This is a genomic window from Shimia marina, from assembly GCF_001458175.1.
Lineage (GTDB): Bacteria > Pseudomonadota > Alphaproteobacteria > Rhodobacterales > Rhodobacteraceae > Shimia > Shimia marina.
Genome location: NZ_CYPW01000024.1, coordinates 17,190 through 36,824, shown reverse-complemented (window position 1 = coordinate 36,824; position 19,635 = coordinate 17,190). Strand labels below are relative to the sequence as shown.

The following is a 19,635-nucleotide window of genomic DNA, read 5'->3' as shown; positions in this document are numbered from 1 at the left end:
CAGCCCAAATCAGGCGCGAAAGAGCACAGAAAACACATGTTATCGCTATCATTTGTGATGATCATGCCGCAAAAGCCCCCTGCCCCGACGGAACCAGACCAGCTTGAGCAAATCAAAGCGGCATGTGGCGATTTACATCCTTGTACAGCAGATAGCGAAATTTGCCCGGACCACCGGCATAACACGCCTGTGGACAGAAGGCGCGCAACCACATGTAATCCCCGGCTTCCACTTCGACCCATTCCCTGTTCAACTTATAAACCGCCTTGCCGTCAAGCACATAGAGCCCATGCTCCATCACATGCGTTTCCAGAAATGGGATCACCCCGCCGGGCTCAAAGGTCACGATATTCACATGCATATCATGGCGGATATCGTCTGGGTCCACAAAGCGTGTGGTGCCCCAGGCACCATCTGTATCTGGCATGAAACGGATGGGGGTGTCTGCATCACTGGTGACGAAAGCCTCCGGCGCTTCAAGCCCGTCAACAGCCTGATATTTCTTACGTATCCAATGGAACTTCGCGGCAATATCACTGGCATTTGTAACCTGCCAATGGCAACCGGCAGGCAAATAGGCGTATCCGCCCTCTGCAAGATCATGTTCCTTGCCGTCAATGGTCAGGGAGATCTGCCCTTCCACCACAAACAGCACGCCTTGCGCCAGAGGCTCCAACTCGGGCCGATCGCTGCCGCCCCCTGCGCTGAGTTCAACAATGTAGTGCGAAAACGTCTCGCTAAACCCGCTCATGGGCCGGGCGATGACCCAGACGCGCGTACCTGTCCAAAACGGCAGATTGGACGTCACAATATCGGTCAATGTGCCCTTTGGAATGACTGCAAAGCTCTCCGTGAACATCGCACGATCTGTCAGCAATTGTGTCTGAGGTGGCAGCCCCCCCTGAGGGGCATAGTAAGGAGCACGGGACATGCAAAACTCTCCGAATATGGTTGTCCCATCATCCTCAAGAGCGTCATCGCAGCCAACTCCGAAGCGTCCCCAAGGAAGCTGAAGGATTATTGCGGATTTCTTGAAAATCGCTTTCCGATCACTTGATCGGCTCGATAAGCTCAGCCCCTGCAGCCCTATTGGAATTCACTTCGCGGTCAACCCGATGAAAAGATAACAGATCTTCTCGCGCTGCTGACATCAAAGTCGCGGCTCCATGGCCCTTCTCCCCCAGCCAAAGCCCCCAATCTTCTTCATCTATGACCACAGGCATGCGGTGATGAATGTCAGACATGGTCTCATTTGCGGCGGTCGTGACCACGGCACAGGTATTCACCTGCTCCTCACCCTGCCCCCAACTCTGCCAAACACCCGCCAACGCCAAAGTGCCGTGACTGTGTATAAACCACGGCCAACGCTCCCCTGCGGCATCTTTGGTCCATTCATAAAACCCGGAGACAGGGATCAGACACCGGCGCGCGCGACACGCGTTTCGGAAAGCTGGCTTCTCGGCAATCGTTTCCCCTCTTGCATTTATCAACAAAGGCCCATCGCTCGGTGATTTATACCAGCTGGGCAGGAATCCCCACCGCATCGATACCAACCGGCGACCGATATCTGAGCCACCCAAAACAACATGAATTTTGGTCGTGGGACAAACGTTATAGTTGGGCACCTCCGGGAGATCATTGGCGGGCATAGCCCCAAACATCTGCGCCATTGCATCGTTGGGCAGCGTGATTGCAAAGCGTCCACACATTAGCGATGCGCCCTTCGCGCCACCTCTATTTTGGCCTCCATCAGCGACATCTCTTTCATTATGACGCGCCGCTTGGTGCGATCCCCCGTCTCGCGCAGCTCTGCCCGCAACCGCGCAAGCTCTCGCGACAGAGAAACAAACTCTGGCACCGCGCCGCTTTCCCTCACAAGGCGATTGAGCAAAGCATTCTCAGGGTCCACCTCTCTGGGCAAAGGCTTTCCCGCCCCTTCCAGATTGTCGAACGCTCCCGCCTCTTCGGCTTCGCGAATTTTCTGATTGATCAGGTCGATCAGCGGATGATCCATAAAACCCCCAAACGAAAAAGCCTTCGCCAGTGTCCCGGCGAAGGCTCAAAAGGTCAAGCAACCCCATACTTACTTCTTGGAGATACGCCCATCCAACACAGCAGCCTTCGCGCCATTGGCCGCCAGATACTCCGCCGTCACATCTGCAAGGTCCGGGCCATAATCGTAGGCATTCATGGCATCGCGGAACATTTTATAGCCGTCGCCCCCGTTGCGCACATAGTTGTTTGAAACGACCCCATAGACTTTGGCGGGGTCAATTGGCGCGCCTGCGACCATCACGTCACTGATACGGCTGCCCGCTTCCGCGCTTGCGTCAAACGTATAGGTCATGCCAGAGACCTGCGGAAAACGCCCTGCGCCATCTTCAATCTGGCTCACACCATTTTCCAGCGCAGCCACAATGGTTTCACCGCTCACTTGGAACGTGGACAACGTGTTCTGGAATGGAAGAACGGTCAGCACTTCGCCCATTGTCACTTCACCGGAATCGATAGACGCGCGGATACCGCCTCCGTTTTGGATCGCGATTTCAATACCTTGATCTTTGACGCGGTCCAGCATCGCATCCGTGATCAGGTTGCCCATCGCACACTCACCAGCCCGACAAGAACCGCGATCACCATCAATCGCCGCATCCGTTGAAGCCACAACGCGCGATTTCATGTCTTCAATCGGCCCCGCAAGCTCAGCCACACGCGCCACGATATCTGCATCTTCGGCAACCGATGCATCTAGTAGGATAGTGTCGCCTGTCGCCGCCGTCACATTGCCCGCGTCATCAAATGTCAGCGTAAGATGCCCAACATATTTCGAATAGGCATAAGCTTGCACGACCGGCACATTGCCCACCATGGTGGGATAGGCCATCGCGCCCTCCTTGGTGTTGGAGAACTCCGTATGCGAATGCCCACCAACCACAGCATCGATGCCAGACACCGCTGCCGCAATCGCCATGTCCTTGTTCACACCGACATGGTTCAGGGCGATAATCTTGGTCACACCTTCCGCGGACAGTGCATCCACATCCGCTTGCAGAGCTGCGATCTCATCTTCAAAAATCACCGCCTCACCAGGGCTCGAGGTCTCCGCCGTGTCCGTTGCCAAGGCAGAAATGATGGCCACTTTCTCGCCGCCCACTTCAAGCACAACATGGTTGGCGACTTTGCCAGCCAGAACATCCGATTGTGAGACATCAATATTGCCAGAAATCACCGGAAAAGAGACACCCTCCACGAGCTTCAGCAAACCTTCTGGTCCGTCGTCAAATTCGTGATTGCCCACGGCCATGGCATCAAAGCCAATCTTTTCCATCATTTCGATTTCCACGTCCCCTTTATAGGTCGTGTACATCAAGGAGCCTTGATACTGATCGCCCGCGTCCAGTACGAGCAGGTTCTGCCCTTCCAAGTCTTTGCGCAGCTCGGCAACTTTACTCGCCACACGGGCATAACCGCCAAAGCACTTACCTTCCGCATTGTCCTCAGCTTTACAGGTGGAATCATATTTGTTGATGGGTTCGATGCGGCTGTGCAAATCGTTGATGTGAACGATGTGCAGAGTGTAATCGGCAGCGGCCATTCCGGCGGTCACGGCCAGCGCAGCCGCCCCAGTCATCAAACGAGCAAACATGGAGAATCCCTTCAGGTTTTATAAGTCAATCAATATCGTGCAGTTTCAAAGCAACAGATGTCAAAACATTAACACCCCCTTACTGTGCTTGACCTTGCCTGACGCGCGTTGCATGAGCAAGACCATGCTGATCTTCAAGATTTTCCGCGCCGACGAATGGTCGGCCCTGCGCGAAGACGGGCAAACCGCCGGCGCGCCTATCGATGTGGCTGATGGCTACGTGCATTTCTCCACCGCTGAACAGGCTGCTGAGACAGCCGCAAAGCATTTTGCAAGCGAAGCTGACCTCACCCTTCTGGCTGTGGATGCAGACACGCTTGGCGATGCGCTTAAATGGGAGGTCTCACGTGGCGGCGCCCTCTTCCCGCATCTCTATCGCACACTCAAACTCAGCGATGTTCTCTGGGCCAAAGAGCTGCCCCTGATCGATGGTCATCACCAATTCCCCGAAGGAAGTCTGTCATGAGTCTCGCAAAAATGTTTGAAGGCTTGGGCATGAAAGCCCTGCGCAATATTGATCCTGAACATTCCCATGGCCTCGCCATTCGGGCGTTGGAAATGGGCCTTGCCAATGCGCCGGGCGAAATCACCTCTTCCCGACTGAAAACAACCGTTGCAGGCCTGTCGCTGCCCAACCCTGTGGGCTTGGCCGCCGGTTTTGACAAAAACGCCACCGCCCTCAATGGGTTGGCGAAATCCGGCTTCGGCTTCGTCGAGGTCGGGGCCGCTACACCACGCCCTCAGCCTGGCAATCCGAAGCCCCGCCTGTTTCGTCTTTCCGAAGATCATGCGGCTATTAACCGCTTTGGCTTTAACAATGACGGCATGGAGACCATTGGCGCTCGTCTTGCAAAACGCCCCCAAAACGCCGTCATTGGTCTGAACCTTGGTGCGAATAAAGACAGTGACAACCGCGCCGAAGATTTTGCGCGCGTACTGGCCCATTGTGGCACACATCTGGACTTCGCGACAGTCAATGTCAGCTCGCCCAACACCGAAAAGCTGCGCGATCTGCAAGGCAAGGCCGCGCTTGCTGCGCTCTTGAAAGGCGTGATGGAAACCAGAGACAGCCTAAGCCGCAAAATCCCGATTTTCCTGAAAATTGCTCCAGACCTCAGTGACGCAGAAATCTCCGAAATTGCAGAAGTCGCTCTGGAGGCCAATCTGGACGCCATCATCGCCACCAACACCACCCTCTCTCGCGACGGTCTGGCCAGCGCTCACAAAGGCGAAGCCGGCGGCCTCTCCGGAGCCCCCTTGTTTGAGAAATCCACCAAAGTGCTCGCCCGTCTTTCCGACATAAGCGCAGGCAAGCTGCCTCTGATCGGTGTTGGCGGCATCAGCTCCGCAGAGCAGGCCTATGCCAAAATCTGTGCTGGTGCCTCCGCAGTGCAGCTTTACACCGCGCTGGTCTATGGCGGTTTTTCTTTGGCAGAAAAAATTGTCCGCGATCTTGATGCCCTTCTCGCGCGTGATGGGTTTGCAAACGTGTCTGAAGCGATTGGCAGCAAACGAAAGGACTGGCTATGATCACCATCTGGCACAACCCGCGCTGTTCCAAGTCACGCCAGACCTTGGCCCTTCTGGAAGAAAACGGCACAGTGACCGTGCGCCGTTACCTCGAAGATGCGCCCAATCTGCAAGAGCTTCAGAAGGTTCTGTCTTTGCTGGGAGGAAATGCCATCGACATGATGCGCCCCAAAGAAGCTCGCTTCAAAGAAATGGGGCTTTCCAAAGCGGACAGCGAAGAGACATTGCTCAAAGCGATGGCAGAAAATCCGATACTGATCGAACGCCCGATCGTGATGGACAACAACAAAGCCGCCATCGGGCGCCCTCCCGAAGCTGTGCTGGACATCCTCTGAAACCAGCGGTGTTCCAGCACTTCTTCTGACAGGAAATACTCCGGGGGTGTGGGGGCTGGCCCCCACCTACCCTGAGGCCCATGCACAATCAGCCCCCGTACTCAAACTGTGCTTAAACTGTTCCCTTTTGTCCCTGAAAGACCGCGCCAACCTCTGCGCGAATAATCTGGGCAATAAAGGCACAATCCTCGACCGAAAACGTCAAAGGGATGCGCATATCTACAATACCCTTCAGGATCCGATCCGTCTTCGGCATCGGCGCGCTCGGGGCATACCGCCAGCTGTCATAGCGTGAGGTGAAGGCCACAGGTTCCGCCCCACCAAACCATTTCAACTCAACACCACGCGCCGCGCAACGCGCCAAAGCCTCGTGGATGTCATGCTCAGTCCAATCCAACAGGAGGAACTGAATGGAGCTTCCCACGTAGTGTTCGTGCTCTGCGCGCTCCACAACCGTTAAGCCCGGTGTGCCGCGCAGTTCCTGTAGAATGACGTCATGCCGGACATTCCACGCAGCAACTTGGTGATCCAAATTGCGCAGCTGTGGGCGCAAAATTGCGGCGCGCAGGTGATCCATACGGCCGGACACATTAGGCGTGTCATATTTCACCGCCTCAAACACCTCTGCCTCTGGCACTGCGCCATTGCGCCCATAAAGCATATAGCTGCCCGACAACATCGTCGCCCGCGCCATGAGCTCCGGATCATCACTGATCAATAGCCCACCTTCGCCTGAGTTCATATGTTTGTAGGTTTGCGTCGAATAGCAAGCCATTCTGCCCCAACGCCCCGATGCGGTGCTTTTCCAGGCCCCTCCCATGGTATGCGCGCAATCTTCAACCACGCGCACGCCCGTCGCATCACACAGCGCCATAAGCGCCTCCATGTCGCAGATATGCCCCCGCATGTGAGACAGCATGAGCACATCGGCCTGATCCGCTTTGGCCTTGAGATCTTCCAGATCAATCACCAGATCCTCGGTCACACCAACAAACACGGGCACCGCACCAACACTGGCGATGGCCCCAGGTACCGGTGCCAGCGTAAAGGCATTGGTCAGCACTTTGTCACCCGGCTCTACCCCCATAGCACGCAGGGCACAGCCCATCGCATAGCCGCCAGAGGCCACAGCAAGACAATATTTTGCACCGACATAAGCGGCGAACTCACGCTCCAGCAAGGACGTTTCGCCCACTTCCCCTTCGGTGAGGTTATAGCGATGCAACCGCCCACTGCGCAGCACCGCAACAGCCGCCTCGATGGCCTCTTCGGAAATCGACTCTTGCTGCGTAAAATTGCCGGTAAACACGTCACTCATCTGGTTTGCGCCCTTTGTCGTTGCTCAAGCATTAGGGCAAAGCTTGCTGCCCTGCAATCAAGCGCCCGCCGGTCCGAGCAAAAGATCCACAACCTGAGGAAGGCGCGCATAGTCATGTAGCAAGACCTCAGGCTCGAGCGCCGCCATATCCTCCCCACTTGGGCCAAAGGTGACAAGAATACTGGGCACACCTGCTGCTTTTGCGGTGTTGCGATCTGTATCGCTGTCACCGACCAATGTGGTGGCCGCTGGATCTCCCCCAAGGCGTCTTACCGTTTGGATCAACGGTGCAGGATCCGGTTTGCGCACCGGCAAAGTGTCCGCTCCGACAAGCGCGCCAAACGCGTCTCTTACGCCCAATGCTTTCAGCAATTGATCCGCCAAAGCCTCCGGTTTGTTGGTACAAATTCCTACGCCGTACCCCGCGGATTTCAGAGCATCCACAGCATCCATAGCCCCATCATAGAGATAGCTGTGCTCAGCGATGGCACCGCCATAAGCTTCCAGCAGCACGGGATAGTATTGCGAGACCACCGCCTCATCCATGCAGCCCAATCGCGTCAGCCCTTCTGTCAACATGCGCCGCCCCCCCCGCAGAGCCACGCCCGCATCCCGCGCCACCGTGAGCACATCTCCATGCCCCATATCGCGAAAACATACATTCGCAGCGGCAATCAGATCGCCGCTGGTATCTGCCAGCGTACCATCGAGATCAAAAATCACGGTTTTCATGCGCATTTCCTTAGGTTATTGCGCGATATCCCGCGCACCGCTGTTACAGGGCGCAACCTGAATTGATCCTTCAGAGCCTTGCACCCTATCTGCACTGCGATAAAACGGGCACAATCGAAATTCAAAGAGAAAACACATGAGCATCGCACTTGTCATCCTGGCCGCAGGCAAAGGCACCCGGATGAACTCAGACCTTCCAAAGGTTCTGCACCCGGTCGCCAACGCCCCTATGTTGATCCATGCCCTTCAGGCGGGTCAAGCGCTTGCACCTGAGCGGATCCTGGTCGTCGCAGGTCATGGTTTTGACGCGGTCCAATCCGCCGTCGCCACTTATGATCCGGACGCGCAGGTTGTGCTGCAGGAAGAGCAGAAGGGCACCGCCCATGCTGTTGACATGTGCCGTGATGCGCTTGCAGATTTTGACGGAGACGTCATTGTGTTGTTCGGCGACACGCCTTTTGTCTCTTCTGAAACGCTTGAAAAAATGATTGCGGCAAAGGCGGAGAATGCCGTTGTGGTCCTCGGGTTTGAAGCAGCCGATCCGGGCAAATATGGTCGCCTGATCATGCAGGGCGACAGTCTGGAGCGTATTGTCGAGTTTGCAGACGCTTCAGAAGCCGAACGTGCCGTCAGCTTCTGCAATTCCGGAGTCATGCTTGCAGATGGCAAAACACTGTTCGATCTGATCGCAGCCATTGAAACCAATAACGCGCAAGAAGAGTATTACCTCACGGATGTGGTTGGACTGGCCCGCGCGCAAGGCCTGAGCGTAACCGCTGTGGCTTGCGACGAAGCCGAAACCATGGGTATCAACTCGCGGGCGCATCTTGCACAGGCCGAAGCGATTTTTCAGGCACGCGCCCGTGACACTCTGCTCGATTTAGGCGTGACCCTGCAACAACCTGAAACCGTCATGTTGTCTTTTGACACGGTGATCGGGCGCGACACTGTGATCGAGCCAAATGTGTATTTTGGCCCGGACGTGACCGTTGAAAGCGGCACGCGCATTCGTGCGTTTTCTCACCTCGAGGGCTGTCACGTCTCTCGTGGGGCCACCGTCGGGCCCTATGCGCGCCTACGCCCCGGCGCGGAACTTGCTGAGGACACGCACATTGGCAATTTTGTGGAAATCAAAAATGCACAGATTGGCGCTGGCACCAAGGTCAACCACCTGTCCTATATCGGCGACGCCACTTTGGGCAATGGCACCAACATTGGCGCGGGCACCATCACCTGCAACTATGACGGCGTGATGAAACACCACACCACCATCGGGAACCGGGCCTTCATCGGGTCCAACACAATGCTGGTGGCCCCGGTAACTGTAGGGGACGAAGCCATGACAGGCTCTGGCTCTGTCATCACCAAAGATGTGCCAGAAGCAGCTCTGGCTTTGGCGCGTACTGATCAGGTGAACAAACACGGCGTTGCACGAAAATTGTTCGACTTGTTAAAGAAAAAGAAACAAAAATTGGTATCGGAGGCAAAATAATGTGCGGAATCGTAGGTGTTCTTGGATCACATGAAGCTGCCCCAATCCTTGTAGAAGCCCTAAAACGGCTGGAATATCGCGGCTACGACAGTGCTGGCATTGCGACTGTGCACGACGGCGCACTGGATAGACGCCGTGCCGTGGGCAAGCTGGTCAACTTGTCTGACCTGCTGGTGCATGACCCGCTGCGCGGCAAATCCGGGATCGGCCATACCCGTTGGGCCACCCACGGCGCGCCAACAGTGGTCAACGCCCATCCACATCGCGCAGGACCTGTCGCTGTTGTCCACAATGGTATTATCGAAAACTTCCGCGATCTGCGAGAAGAACTGGCCCAAAAGGGCTTTTCCTTCGTCACAGAAACGGACACAGAAACAGTGGCGCTTCTGGCACAAAGCTATGTCAGCGAAGGTCTCGCCCCTGTCGATGCAGCCCTAAAAACACTGTCCCGCCTTGAGGGTGCCTTTGCCCTGGCGTTTCTGTTTGAAGGCGAGGACGATCTGATCGTCGCTGCACGCAAAGGATCACCGCTGGCCATTGGACATGGCGACGGGGAAATGTATGTGGGCTCTGACGCCATTGCCCTTGCGCCGCTGACCAATGAGATCACCTATCTTGAAGAAGGCGACAGCGCGGTTGTGACACGCAGCAGCCTTTTGATCCGGGACGAAGCTGGCCAAGAAGTGACCCGCGAGGCCAAGATCATCAATATAGATCAATCGATGGTGGACAAAGGCAATCACAAGCACTTCATGGCCAAAGAAATTGGCGAACAGCCAATGGTCCTTGGTCAGGCCATTGATCATTATCTGTCCAAAGACGGTAAATCCGTCAACATGCCGGGCAACGGGTTGGATTTCACTAAAATCAACCGCTTGACGATGGTGGCCTGCGGCACCGCCTACTACGCCTGCTTGACTGCAAAATACTGGTTTGAACAAATCGCAGGCATCCCCGTCGAAGTCGACGTGGCCTCTGAGTTCCGTTACCGTGAACCGCCCATCACGGATGGCACCGTGGCCTTGTTTGTATCGCAATCTGGCGAGACCGCCGACACGCTCGCAGCTCTGCGCTATTGTGCGGGCAAGGCGGACAGCATTGTTTCCGTTGTAAACGTGCCTGAAAGCTCCATCGCACGCGAAAGCGATCTGGCTCTCCCCATTCTGGCAGGTGCCGAAATTGGCGTGGCCTCAACCAAAGCTTTCACATGCCAGCTGACCGTGTTGTTGATGCTGGCCCTGAAAGCTGCGGAAGATCGTGGCGCCCTCTCTGCGGATGCACTTGCGCAACATCTGAGCGATCTGCGCGGCATTCCCGGCCTGATCAACCAGGCCATGGGTGCTGAGGCGCACATCAAAGATGTGGCTCAGAAGCTCTCAGAAGCACGTGACATTCTCTTTCTGGGGCGCGGACGCATGTTCCCCCTTGCCCTTGAAGGCGCGCTTAAACTTAAAGAAATCAGCTACATTCATGCCGAAGCCTATGCCTCCGGCGAGCTCAAACACGGCCCGATCGCGCTGATCGACAAACATGTGCCGGTTGTTGTAATGGCGCCGCATGATGAGCTGTTTGATAAGTCGATCTCAAACATGCAAGAAGTGATGGCACGCGCTGGTAAGGTCCTGCTGATCACAGATAGCGCTGGCTTGAAGGAAGGCGCGGAAGGCACTTGGCAAACGATCCAGATGCCGCAGGTCTCTCCAGTGCTGTCGCCAATCCTCTATGCCGTTCCTGCGCAGCTTCTGGCATACTACACAGCTATCGCCAAAGGCACCGACGTGGACCAGCCTCGAAATCTCGCCAAGTCTGTGACGGTGGAGTAAGCACTCTATGATCTCATTGGATGACGCGCTCTCTGTTTTGCGTGACCACATCGAGCCGGGACGCGCCGAAGGGATGGCCACGTACCACAAGCAGACGCGACAGGTTCTAGGCATTACCAATCCTGCGCTGAATGACATCAGCAAGACATGGCGTCAGTCCTTCTCGGTTGAAGACCGAGTCACGTTGGCAGAAAGCCTTTGGGACACCGATATTTTTGAGGCGCGCATTGTCGCCGCCAAGATGCTGACGCAGGCACGGTTGCGTCCGGATGACCTGGCGTGGCAGTTGATTTGCCACTGGGTTCCCAATTTTGACAGTTGGGCGATCGCCGACCACGCCTGTATGGCGGGGCAGCGCCGTCTTTTGGCGGATCCTAGCCGGATCGACACCGTGGAAAGCTGGACACAGTCAGATCACATGTGGACGCGCCGCGCCGCTTTGGTCATCACCCTGCCATGGACCAAACAGAATTTCCCCAAACCCGCCGATCTCGAAATTCGGGATCGCGTTTTGGGCTGGGCGGCGCGCTATGTGCAGGATCAGGACTGGTTCATCCAAAAGGCGGTGGCCTGGTGGCTGCGTGACCTTTCCAAACATGATCCAGACCGCACCCGCGCTTTTCTCACGGCAAATAGCGCTGAAATGAAACCCTTTGCTGTGAAAGAAGCGTCTAGGCATCTTACCTGATCAATAGGGCGATGATACGCAATGGGCTGGACATTTTGTCCCTATTTTCGCCCCTACAGCAAACTTATCGCCCTACAACTTTAGCCGCCCTTGTCCTGTTCAGTGGTGCCCACTAATTATGGGCTATGACCGCTCCTTTGATTGATCCCTTCCATCGCGCCGTTTCCTACCTGCGTGTGTCCGTCACAGACAGATGTGATTTCCGCTGCGTCTATTGCATGGCGGAGAACATGACATTTCTGCCCAAGAAAGAGCTGCTGACGCTCGAAGAACTCGACCGTATGTGTTCAACATTTGTGCGTCTCGGCGTGCAAAAGCTGCGGATTACCGGCGGTGAGCCGCTTGTGCGCCGCGATATCATGACTTTCTTCCGTGGTATGACCCGGCATTTGGAGAGTGGTGATCTCAAAGAGCTGACGCTGACCACAAATGGGTCCCAGCTCGAACGCTTTGCAGATGAGCTATACGATTGTGGCGTGCGCCGTGTGAATGTCTCTCTGGACACAATCGACGAAAACAAATTTGCCGACATCACCCGCTGGGGCCGCCTGCCTCAGGTATTGCGCGGCATTGATGCGGCCCAAAAAGCCGGCCTACGGATCAAAATCAACGCTGTTGCCCTCAAGGGCTTTAACGAGGACGAGCTATTCACCATGGCCGAATGGTGCGCGGAGCGGGACATGGACATGACCTGGATCGAAGTTATGCCCATGGGCGATCTTGGCAACGAAGATCGTCTGGATCAGTACTGGTCCCTTGAAGATCTGCGCGCACGGCTTGCTGAGCGCTATACGCTCACGGATCTGGAAGAGCGCACTGGCGGCCCAGCGCGCTATGTACGTCTGGAAGAGACGGGGCAAAAAATCGGCTTTATCACGCCCATGACCCATAATTTCTGTGAGAGTTGCAACCGTGTCCGCCTGACCTGTACCGGGCAGCTCTTTATGTGTCTTGGGCAAGAAGACATGGCCGATCTGCGCGCACCTCTCAGAGGCAGCGAAAGCGACGCGGCTCTGGAAGAGGCGATCCGTGCCGCAATTGCGCTCAAACCGAAAGGCCATGACTTTGACTATTCCCGTCAGAAAGTTGACGGCCAAATGTCGCGCCACATGAGCCACACAGGCGGATGACGTTAAGCGCTTCGGCCCCTTGAAAGGGGCCGCTACGCCAAGTGCTGCTTAGATCTGACTGGCAGGCACCTGAATTTCGATCCCCTCCATCGCATCAGAAAGCGTCACCTGACAGCTCAGACGGCTGTTTTTTTGGGGATCAATCACAAATTCCAGCATATCCACCTCATCGCTCTGAGGTGCTGGCAAACGGGCAAACCAGTCTTCGCTCATTACGCAATGGCAAGTGCCGCACGCACAGGCACCACCGCAATCCGCAGAAATCGCTTCAACCCCAGCCGCAACCGCCACCTGCATCACGCTATCACCAACCGAGCCTTCCGCCTCAATACGGTTGCCACTTGCCTCGATAAAAATCACTTTAACCATTGGGTATTGCCCTCCTCAGGCACGGGTCCAGCCCACACGCAGAGCCTTCGGCCCGCGCACGGACAGGCCGCGTTTGTATTCAGGTGATGGGTCTGCCAGAGCAATCTGAGAAAACCGCGTATTCAGAGTTGTGAAAATCACATCCATGTCGAGACGTGCGAGATGGTTGCCAAGGCAAAAATGGGCACCGCCTCCAAAGGCCATATGCCTGTTGGGCACCCGCCCCACATCAAACTGATCTGCATTTTCAAAGCGTTCCGGATCACGGTTTGCCGCGCCATAGAGCAAACCAAAGCGCGTACCTGCTGGGAAAGTCTTCCCCCCAACTTCCGTTTCTTCCGTCGCAAAGCGGTGGAAAAAGGGCAGCGGGGATTCAAAGCGGAACATCTCCTGCACGGCTGTCTTCATGAGGCTTGGATCCTCGCACAGACGCACATGCTGATCAGGGAAACGCAAGAGAGCATGCATGCCGCTGCCCAATACATCAATGGTCGAACCATGCCCGGCCATAAGGATCAACATTGCCGTTGAAATCAACTCATCTTGACTGAGATTGCCCGCATTGCGTTGCTCTACAAGGCGTGAAAGCAGATCTTCCTGCGGTTTTTTCTCCCGTTCTGTCAAAAGCGTCAGCAGATATTCGTAAAACTCTTTGGTCGCCTGCTCCGCCCGCGCTTTGTCCGCATCATCCCGTCCCGGATCAAAGAAGCGCACAACCTCTTCAGACCAATGGCGCAACTGATCGCAATCTTCATCAGGAACCCCGAGCACGCGGCCAATAATATGCCCTGGCACATGCGCTGCAAAATCTCCGACAAAATCAATTTCCTCGTGATCTGAGAGCTGATCCAGCAAGTGATCCACATAGGCCTGAATGGCCGCTCTCTGCCGGGAAATCATTGCTGGCGTGAACTCCCGGAAAACAACCTTGCGCAAGCGGGCGTGGGTGTCGCCTTCACTTTCCAAAAGGTTGATCTGCACGAAGCGTTCGTGATGAGGCATATCGTGAAAATTCAGCGCTTTCTGCTGCGCCAAACGCGCCTGCTCAGAAATATACTCCTCGTTGTTGCGCAGCATCGTCTTATTCAGAGCCACCGCTTCGACATCCGCCATGCGCGTCAACATCCAAGTCTCGATGTCATCATAGTAAAATGGCTCACGCAAAGCGCGCATGGCTTCATAGATCGCATAAGGATCTCGGGCGAACTCTGCGCCGTGCGGATCCAAAGACAAATGGGAGTTGGGAATGGACGTCATTGGCTCCTCAGCTATTGGGCGGCGCGCCATCGTACATGGCCGCAACCGCGCGAAAATGCAAATTGATCAAACCAAGTTCAAGAGAGGAGATGTCGAAAACAGAACCTGATCCTAACCAATAGTACTAAGGTGTTGGAACTGGTTCCAGGACAGCATGTTTCGCTTCCGCACAAGACTAATGGGATAGTTGGGATCATTGACAAAGTGATCCAACGAGAACCCCGGCTCCAGCTTTTTTAACTGCACAAGCACACGTGCTGCCTTGTCGAATTCTTTTTCATTGGCATAGATTGCCAGTAAATAACGGCGCGGCGGGCGAAACTGCGGAGCCAGACTTGCGGAAGTTTCAAGCGCGCGGCGCGCGGCATTAAAATCACCAGCCTTAAAGGCAGCCAATCCCAATTGAAAATCACACCAAAATTGCAGAGGGGTGCGCGCAGCAAGCCTGGAAGCCACCCGCGCACTTTTAAGGGCTTCATCGGTCTTACCCGCATAGATCGCCACATTTGCATACGCCCACCAAGCCAAGGGATTGGCTGGATTAACCTGCACCGCCAATTTGGCCAAATCCCCACCAGCAGACGCATCCCCACGGTCAAGCAACACCTGTGCGTTTGCCGCAGTGGACAACACCACTGAGTTCATAGGGTCCATCTCGATGGCCTTAGCCGCCAGCATCTTGCCCTGCTCGACGCAGGCCTCAGGCGCATCCGTGAATTGTTCGATCAGATTGATAACCGCAATCTGCGCCTGCCAGCCAAGAAATTGAGCTGCATTGCGACTGTCCATCGCATCCGACAACATCAACGCAGCCTGATCCAATTCCTCAGGCTGAAAAGAAAAAATGCGCGGGATCGCAGCACCCAAAACGAGCGGGGACGCGCCATCTCCCTCCAACAAATTGCGTGATTGCGCCATGTAACGGCTGAGTTCAGATTGCAGCTGGAAAATCATGCCCAGAAGGTCCAGATCCTGCAACTCGTAGGGGTTTGTGATGCTGCCAGACCATGTCTGGGCCCAAATCTGCCTGTTGAGTTGTAAATCTTGCGCGACAAGGCGTAACGACGATACCCCCTTTGGCCCCGGCACCATGTTGACATAAACACTGACCAAGCGGTCCTCACCGACATCTCGGGGATCTTCCGTAATTTCCAGTTCACCTTGCTCGCGCAGTACGCGTGCAACCATATCAACACAGCTTTGCACCAAAGCGGCGTGTTCCCCGCCACCCTCATGCTGCAACACAACCTTCCATCGAGTGCCGCTCGGTGCGGCAACGGATCTTACCGGCTCGACAACTTTATCTTTGCCACGCATGACCCGAAGCCAAGTTTCAAACTCAGGGTCAGAAACATCGAGACCTTCCAGAAATTCCCCCTGCACGTCATTTTCTGCGCTGTTCCAAGCAATTTCAACGGCCGTAGGGCTCAAAGCGACATCCAAACGTGTCGCTTCTAAAACATGAGCATAGGGCCCCAGTGTTTTGCGCAACGTCGTCAGAGTTTGGCGCAGGTTTGCACTGCCTTGCGCCGCATCATTTTGGCTCCAGAGCTTGTCCTGAAGCCACGTACGGCTACGTCTGAGCTTCGTGGAGGTGGCAATGAGTGCCAACAACGCCTGTGCTTTCCGACTACGAGGGGTAAAATCCACGCCACTCTCGTCGGTAACAGAGAAAGGTCCCGTCAACTGCAGGGTTAGCGTGCCAGTATATTCCAACGTCTGTTTCACCCAATCAAAACCCACTTCAGAGATGCCGGAAAACCTTACGCGAAACCCATGAACGTTGGAATGCCATTTGTGAGCGCAGCGTGAACCACACAATTAAGAATTGACGGAGGGAGGGTTCCATCTTGATGGTGAGGTCAGGATTTTAAACGATTTTTAAAGGGGCACTTCAATGAGCAATGGTGGCAATCTTCTTGGCGGTGGTATTGGTGGCGGTATCGGCGGTGGTATTGGTGGCGGCATCGGCGGCGGTATTGGTGGTGGCATCGGCGGCGGTATCGGGGGTGGCATCGGCGGCGGTATTGGTGGTGGCATCGGTGGTGGTATCGGGGGGAGCCCGGGCGCAGTGGCCGCTGCTCGCATCAGCACGCATGACGCGCTGGCCAACTACTGGGCCCCACCAGAAGGCAATCTGAATGTCGGTGCACATTGGAAACCTGATGCTGCGAAACTGGATTACCTGAGCGTGCAACGACGCCTGACCGTCATGCTGGGCGCACTGATGCCCCTTTTCCCGGTATCAATAGATGTCAGCGGAAAAGTGAGCGTAGGTCACCCCAACAACACGATTTGCACAATGACAAAACCGACTGTGGCCGAGTTTGGCGCACAAATGACCTGGCTCAGAGCCTATGCAGATTTGCGCGCGGACCGCCTGACGGAAATTTTGCTGCAAGCGGATGATATCACAACTGCGTTCATGGCTGTACGCCCACTTGGATTGCCAACGTTCGCAGGATCCGCAGAGCTGGTTGCACTGACACAAAGCCTGTGCATCATGGTGGAAATGCAGGTCAAACACCTGCTGCAATCCCCCCGCCCCGCACTATTTTCAGACAAGGTCCAACCGGTGATCGATACGCCAGACCACAGTGCTTATCCTTCCGGTCACGCGACTGAGGCCTTTGCCATCGCAACGGTTCTTAACCGCCTAGAGTTCGGACAGAGCGCGCAGCAAGGCATCGCCGAAGGCAAACAAGTCTTTCAACTCGCCCACCGCATCGCGGTTAATCGCACCGTTGCTGGTGTACACTATCCAGTAGATTCCTTGGCTGGTGCGACTTTGGGGTGCAGCATCGGCGAAGCGATTGCCGCCTACGCCACAGAAACTGCACCAAAGGCGTTCAACTTCCGCTCGGACAGTTTTGTGAAACTGGATCCAGACGGCACTGTGATCACCAATGAAGACTGCACAACGGATACGCTCAAACGCGCCATCGTGGGGGCGGACGGCACGGCATTCGCCGCACCACCATCCTTCCTCGCACAGCAGTGGAGAAAAGCCACAAAAGCGTGGAACGAAAACTCCGCCTTCCCACAAAACGGCACCGATCCGGAGGTATGATCATGTACAGCTGGAATAATTGGAGAGATCATCCACAAGGGGCTGAAACGCCCTATGTGGCGTGGTTTCGTAAGGTCCATAAAGGCCGCCTTGGCCCCAAACCGAAATTTGTGAGACAGGTTGTCCCGCGCGCTGTGAACCAGTTTCACACTTTAGATCATGCTGAAACCACGCTTGCAGCCCCCGAAGAAACGACCGCCGGCCCATCTACGCCTTTCGTAATCCGCGCCCCGGCGTACCTGACCAACCAGAAGTTTGCAAAATGGTGGAATAATCGCAGCGACAAATCCACTTGGTTGCCACCTGCGAAGGATTTTGAGTGCCCAACGGTTCCTGCAGACACGCTTCTCGCAGGTATCATCGATATTGGGCTCCCAATGGGGCACAGCCGCTTCCGACTTGAAAACGGCCAGACACGGGTCTTAGGGCATTGGCTTCAAGGCGCCCCCGTACCAACAGATACCACAGGCACGCCAAAACAACCCTTCTTGCCTTTTGGCGCTCAATTGATGGAAGCTGACATCAATGCCACCCTCCAAGCATTTAGCGTTGATCAAGATCTCTCCCGCCCCTTGGATCAAGACGGCTTCAACCGCGCCACTGGTCTGGTGAACTTTCATTTGCCAGAAGGCGAGCGAGGCTTGGCAACGCGGGCAACACATGGCGCTCATGTCATGGGCCTTGTGGGCGGCGCAGACGCCAAAGATCCACTACAAAGCACCTTCAGCAAGCGTACGCGCTTCCTTTTGGTGACGCTGCCACCAGAGTTTGCCTTCGGTGAAGGTGGCACTTTTCTGGATTTCTACCTTATCTATGCGTTGCGCTGGATTTTGGAAATGAATGCCCGCATTGCTGCGAAATCCGGATTGTCCAAACCTTTGCCTCTGGTCACCAATATTTCCATTGGGAAACATGCGGGTGCCAAAGATGCGGCAGAACCCTTTGTTGCCGAGCTCTTGGATCAGGATCACGTGCCGCCGCTGGATGCTGCGGTCAGTACGGAGCCTTTTCACGCAATCTTGGCAGCTGGAAACTCAAACCTTGAGCGCGCGGCCGCGCATGTCATACTTCAGCCGGGGGAAGAAAAGCATCTGGATTGGATGGTCCCCCCAAATGACGACACCTCCAACTTTCTGGAGATCTGGAACGAACAGCCCAGCGCGGCGCCGCAAGCAACCGCGCCCTTGGAAATTGAACTTGTCCCTCCAGGACAGCCCCAATCAGGTACATCCGCGGGCATGGACGCACAAATCAAGACGCTTGCAGGCGGGCCTAACGCCGCCAAACCCCTTGGGCAGATTTTCTGCGCACGTGTCGACACTGCGGACAGTTCAATGACGCGTTTCCGGTATCTGGTCTGCCTTGCGCCAGATCGCTACCGCAGCGACACTTGGAGCTCTCCACCAAGCGGGCGCTGGCGCATTTACCTCAAGAACCCCACAAGTGTCCCCGTGACTGTATCCTTGCTGATCCAGACGGATCAGGCCGCTCATCCGGGTGCCAGCGAACCACGAAGCTCCTATCTCATTGATCCGACATACATAGCCTATAATGACGATGGGCGGATCCGCGACACCTACAGCTATGGGTTCCGAACAATGGCACAGTCCGCAGATCCAGCAAAGGATCTGGACACCGCAGATATGGTAAGCCGTCATGGCAGCCTGAATAGCTATTCGGCTAACAAAGCTGTCGCAACCATTGCCGGATATCGCGCAAATGACGGTCGTCCTGCGCCCTACTCGAGTACTGGACCACGTGTGGTGACAAATGCAAATCGCCGCGCGCAACCCACCGCAGCCTTCCCAACAGATGATGGGTATGCCCATCTAGGCATTCTCGCCGACGGTGCAAGCGATGGGTCAATCGTTGCCATGCAAGGCACCAGCTTCGCCAGCGCGCAGGCCACACGCGTGATCTTGCAGGCTTGGCTGGACAAGGAGCATGATCCGTATGGAACGATCTCGATTGATCGGTTCCTCTCCAACATAGCAACGCGTCAACGTGCTGAGGACGGGTGGTTCAAATGCCCTGTTGTGGATAGAAAAATTGGCTCCGGGCGGGTAGTGCCAGAAGGGCGCGCCACGAAAGTGCCTCGGTAAAGCAACCCCTTCAATCAATCCCTGTACCTGCGCCCGCTTCCCTAACAGCGGGCGTTTTTTTGTGCACCCCACACATGCTGCGCTTTTTCTTGCGGAAAATCACGCTGCCATCACGACCTATCTCTAATTTGACTCAAGAACCG

General features: G+C 55.6%; 18 protein-coding genes. 9 read left to right on the top strand and 9 right to left on the bottom strand.

The annotated features are described in order from the left end of the window. Positions 1 to 112: 112 nt before the first annotated feature. The 4 genes from SHM7688_RS10965 to SHM7688_RS10950 all read right to left on the bottom strand — a co-directional run bounded on the left by SHM7688_RS10965 (position 113) and on the right by SHM7688_RS10950 (position 3,646). Positions 113 to 931, bottom strand: a complete 819-nt coding sequence (locus SHM7688_RS10965) for a bifunctional allantoicase/(S)-ureidoglycine aminohydrolase (RefSeq protein ID WP_058239988.1) — start codon at positions 929 to 931, stop codon at positions 113 to 115. A 118-nt stretch (positions 932 to 1,049) separates the two neighbouring features. Continuing rightward, entirely contained in the window at positions 1,050 to 1,709 is a 660-nt protein-coding gene (locus SHM7688_RS10960) for an SOS response-associated peptidase (protein WP_058239987.1), read from the bottom strand. Then, positions 1,709 to 2,014, bottom strand: coding sequence for a DnaJ family domain-containing protein (locus tag SHM7688_RS10955; protein WP_058239986.1), 306 nt, complete (start codon positions 2,012 to 2,014; stop codon positions 1,709 to 1,711). Before SHM7688_RS10955 ends, SHM7688_RS10960 begins: the two co-directional genes overlap by 1 nt. A gap of 69 nt (positions 2,015 to 2,083) precedes the next feature. Beyond that, a complete protein-coding gene (locus tag SHM7688_RS10950) occupies positions 2,084 to 3,646 on the bottom strand; it encodes a bifunctional metallophosphatase/5'-nucleotidase (protein ID WP_058239985.1) in 1,563 nt (520 codons plus the stop codon). Between the two features lie 124 nt (positions 3,647 to 3,770). Between SHM7688_RS10950 and SHM7688_RS10945 the strand changes: the two genes are divergently transcribed. Genes SHM7688_RS10945 through arsC form a run of 3 tightly spaced genes read left to right on the top strand, consistent with a single transcriptional unit; the run spans position 3,771 to position 5,511 of the window. Beyond that, positions 3,771 to 4,112, top strand: a complete 342-nt coding sequence (locus tag SHM7688_RS10945; RefSeq protein WP_058240231.1) for a DUF952 domain-containing protein — start codon at positions 3,771 to 3,773, stop codon at positions 4,110 to 4,112. Beyond that, positions 4,109 to 5,176, top strand: coding sequence for a quinone-dependent dihydroorotate dehydrogenase (locus tag SHM7688_RS10940; protein WP_058239984.1), 1,068 nt, complete (start codon positions 4,109 to 4,111; stop codon positions 5,174 to 5,176). Before SHM7688_RS10945 ends, SHM7688_RS10940 begins: the two co-directional genes overlap by 4 nt. Further along, complete coding sequence (gene arsC, locus SHM7688_RS10935) at positions 5,173 to 5,511, top strand: arsenate reductase (glutaredoxin) (protein WP_058239983.1); 339 nt, start codon at positions 5,173 to 5,175, stop codon at positions 5,509 to 5,511. Before SHM7688_RS10940 ends, arsC begins: the two co-directional genes overlap by 4 nt. 112 nt (positions 5,512 to 5,623) lie before the next feature. On the opposite strand, the gene SHM7688_RS10930 is transcribed toward arsC, so the two are convergent. Both SHM7688_RS10930 and SHM7688_RS10925 read right to left on the bottom strand, forming a co-directional pair. Further along, positions 5,624 to 6,829: a DegT/DnrJ/EryC1/StrS family aminotransferase gene (locus SHM7688_RS10930; RefSeq protein ID WP_058239982.1), complete on the bottom strand. Its 1,206-nt coding sequence runs from the start codon at positions 6,827 to 6,829 to the stop codon at positions 5,624 to 5,626. Positions 6,830 to 6,886: 57 nt separating this feature from the next. Next, on the bottom strand, positions 6,887 to 7,561 hold the full coding sequence (locus SHM7688_RS10925; RefSeq protein ID WP_058239981.1) for an HAD-IA family hydrolase: 675 nt from the start codon (positions 7,559 to 7,561) through the stop codon (positions 6,887 to 6,889). Between the two features lie 136 nt (positions 7,562 to 7,697). Between SHM7688_RS10925 and glmU the strand changes: the two genes are divergently transcribed. From glmU to moaA, 4 genes are all read left to right on the top strand, one after another. Beyond that, on the top strand, positions 7,698 to 9,053 hold the full coding sequence (gene glmU, locus SHM7688_RS10920; RefSeq protein WP_058239980.1) for a bifunctional UDP-N-acetylglucosamine diphosphorylase/glucosamine-1-phosphate N-acetyltransferase GlmU: 1,356 nt from the start codon (positions 7,698 to 7,700) through the stop codon (positions 9,051 to 9,053). Then, a complete protein-coding gene (gene glmS / locus SHM7688_RS10915; protein WP_058239979.1) occupies positions 9,053 to 10,876 on the top strand; it encodes a glutamine--fructose-6-phosphate transaminase (isomerizing) in 1,824 nt (607 codons plus the stop codon). Before glmU ends, glmS begins: the two co-directional genes overlap by 1 nt. Positions 10,877 to 10,886: 10 nt before the next feature. Further along, positions 10,887 to 11,564 carry a DNA alkylation repair protein gene (locus tag SHM7688_RS10910; RefSeq protein ID WP_058240230.1) on the top strand — a complete coding sequence of 226 codons (678 nt, stop codon included), beginning with the start codon at positions 10,887 to 10,889 and terminating at the stop codon, positions 11,562 to 11,564. 125 nt (positions 11,565 to 11,689) lie between these two features. After that, on the top strand, positions 11,690 to 12,694 hold the full coding sequence (gene moaA / locus SHM7688_RS10905) for a GTP 3',8-cyclase MoaA (RefSeq protein WP_058239978.1): 1,005 nt from the start codon (positions 11,690 to 11,692) through the stop codon (positions 12,692 to 12,694). A 48-nt stretch (positions 12,695 to 12,742) separates the two neighbouring features. Here the strand turns inward: moaA and SHM7688_RS10900 are convergent, their stop codons facing one another. The 3 genes from SHM7688_RS10900 to SHM7688_RS10890 form a co-directional block, all read right to left on the bottom strand. Further along, a complete protein-coding gene (locus SHM7688_RS10900) occupies positions 12,743 to 13,063 on the bottom strand; it encodes a 2Fe-2S iron-sulfur cluster-binding protein (RefSeq protein ID WP_058239977.1) in 321 nt (106 codons plus the stop codon). 15 nt (positions 13,064 to 13,078) lie between these two features. After that, the gene (locus tag SHM7688_RS10895; RefSeq protein ID WP_058239976.1) at positions 13,079 to 14,320 is read right to left on the bottom strand and encodes a cytochrome P450; all 1,242 of its coding nucleotides are present in this window, start codon (positions 14,318 to 14,320) and stop codon (positions 13,079 to 13,081) included. Between the two features lie 111 nt (positions 14,321 to 14,431). Continuing rightward, on the bottom strand, positions 14,432 to 16,048 hold the full coding sequence (locus tag SHM7688_RS10890; protein ID WP_144432563.1) for a hypothetical protein: 1,617 nt from the start codon (positions 16,046 to 16,048) through the stop codon (positions 14,432 to 14,434). Between the two features lie 169 nt (positions 16,049 to 16,217). Here SHM7688_RS10890 and SHM7688_RS10885 point away from each other — a divergent pair, with 169 nt between their 5' ends. Both SHM7688_RS10885 and SHM7688_RS10880 read left to right on the top strand, forming a co-directional pair. Then, on the top strand, positions 16,218 to 17,390 hold the full coding sequence (locus SHM7688_RS10885; protein ID WP_058239974.1) for a phosphatase PAP2 family protein: 1,173 nt from the start codon (positions 16,218 to 16,220) through the stop codon (positions 17,388 to 17,390). A gap of 2 nt (positions 17,391 to 17,392) precedes the next feature. Then, positions 17,393 to 19,492 carry a S8 family serine peptidase gene (locus SHM7688_RS10880; protein WP_158500692.1) on the top strand — a complete coding sequence of 700 codons (2,100 nt, stop codon included), beginning with the start codon at positions 17,393 to 17,395 and terminating at the stop codon, positions 19,490 to 19,492. Positions 19,493 to 19,635 lie beyond the last annotated feature (143 nt).